Raw genomic sequence first — 1,463 nt, forward strand, 5'->3', positions numbered from 1 at the left:
CCACCGCATGAGCAGCACCCCAGCTATCCGCTATGGCTGCGCGCGCCGAGAAGCCGACCTTGCCGAGATGTTCGACCATATCGGCCAGCATCAAGCGTTCACCGCCATGAAGATGATCGGCGCCCGTGGTATCCATCACCAATCCGTCGGGAGGTTCTGCTGCGACAATCGGCGCGTACCGCCGCAAAGCCCACAGGGCCAACCGATCCAATGCCTGCGCGTCTGCTTCAGGTTCGGCATCCATGACCGCCAGCCCCTGGACGAGGGCCTGTGCCTTGGTCGCGGGCATTCCGACGCGCAGGCCCGCTTCCAGTGCCGCGCGATCCACCGCAGTCACCAGGCGACGATTACCGTGCCGCCCGACCAGCACCAAAGGCTTATCCGGTGGCGGCGAGACGTCGCCCAATTTCCTTTTGAGCCGGTCGGTCGACCAGCTTGGAAGGAATAGCGAGACGACCCTTGGCATCACAAGCCTCCACTTCGATATCGAGTGTTTCCCCTCCACGAGACCGGATCAGTTCAAGTTGCCATCGCGCCCGACCAACGCCGGGCACAGGCAGCGGTCGCGACGGCAGCACGGAAACCCGCCAGCGGGTGACAGACGCCGTCGGCTGCCCGAAATCGGCGGCTTCGGTCTGGCGGCGCCAGCGGCGGATGGCGATGCCCATCGCGCCGGAGCCTTCCGATGCCAGTTGCAACCGGCGCGAGGAAGTCATGGACAGGCGCGCCACTTCCGCGACCACCGCTCCAAGACCGACATGCCGCAGACCTTCCTCGAAGCAGGCGAGCAAGGATTTGTCGTCACCGGCTTCAACATAGATCACCCGGTCGGGATGCAGTCCGACCTGTGCGATTGCCGGCGCAAACAGATCCTGGCGCGTCACGCACCACAGCACCTTGCCTTGCGTCCTCGCTGCAATCCCGGCTGCAAAAAGCGACGCTGCAGCGCCATCGATCGCTCCATTGCCGCCGCCGGCAACTTCATGAAGTGCGCCAAGCGCCACACCCCCGCCTGGCAGATGACTGTCGATCGAGGAGATTCCGAATGGGAGCACCGCTCTTTTGCGCGCATTACCGCCTTCGAGACGCGCAATGCGACCTCGCAGATCGGAAATAGCAGCGTTTGGCGTCGATGCACTCATCTGTCCCCTGAACGCGACATGCTGGCGGAATGTTCCTCATTTGTTCCCTTCCTAATAAAGAGTCAATGGCATGGCGAGGTGGTGCCGCGGAAGAAATTTTGTCGCGACCGCCCGGTGGCACCGAAAGAACCGTTTGCCAGCAGGACGAGGCGTCGAGGCCACCTGTCCTGTTGGGATGTTCGCGCCGGCGGTTGGCGGCGCACAAGGAAAAACGGCGTATAAACCGCAGTCCCGCGCGCGCCCGCAATGGCGGACATTGTCGCGCGCGGGACGGAGGAAATTCGCCCCCGCCGCGGGCGGTTAACAGGACAGCCGTAGGAG

General features: G+C 63.7%; 2 protein-coding genes. Both read right to left on the reverse strand.

Going from position 1 to position 1,463, the window contains the following annotated elements:
• The coding region (locus EN984_RS34410; RefSeq protein WP_164765911.1) for a DNA polymerase Y family protein at nucleotides 1–466 on the reverse strand (466 nt) is incomplete at its 3' end.
• Nucleotides 378–1,142 carry an ImuA family protein gene (locus tag EN984_RS34415; RefSeq protein ID WP_127266530.1) on the reverse strand — a complete coding sequence of 255 codons (765 nt, stop codon included), beginning with the start codon at nucleotides 1,140–1,142 and terminating at the stop codon, nucleotides 378–380. The genes EN984_RS34415 and EN984_RS34410, both read right to left, overlap by 89 nt.
• Between the last annotated feature and the right edge of the window lie 321 nt (nucleotides 1,143–1,463).

It is taken from the genome of Mesorhizobium sp. M7A.F.Ca.CA.004.12.1.1 (assembly GCF_003997835.1).
In the GTDB taxonomy this organism is placed as follows: domain Bacteria; phylum Pseudomonadota; class Alphaproteobacteria; order Rhizobiales; family Rhizobiaceae; genus Mesorhizobium.

Excerpts from the sequence above, each read along its gene's own strand:
- EN984_RS34415 (WP_127266530.1), bottom strand. The coding sequence starts at position 1,142 with ATGAGTGCATCGACGCCAAACGCTGCTATTTCCGATCTGCGAGGTCGC.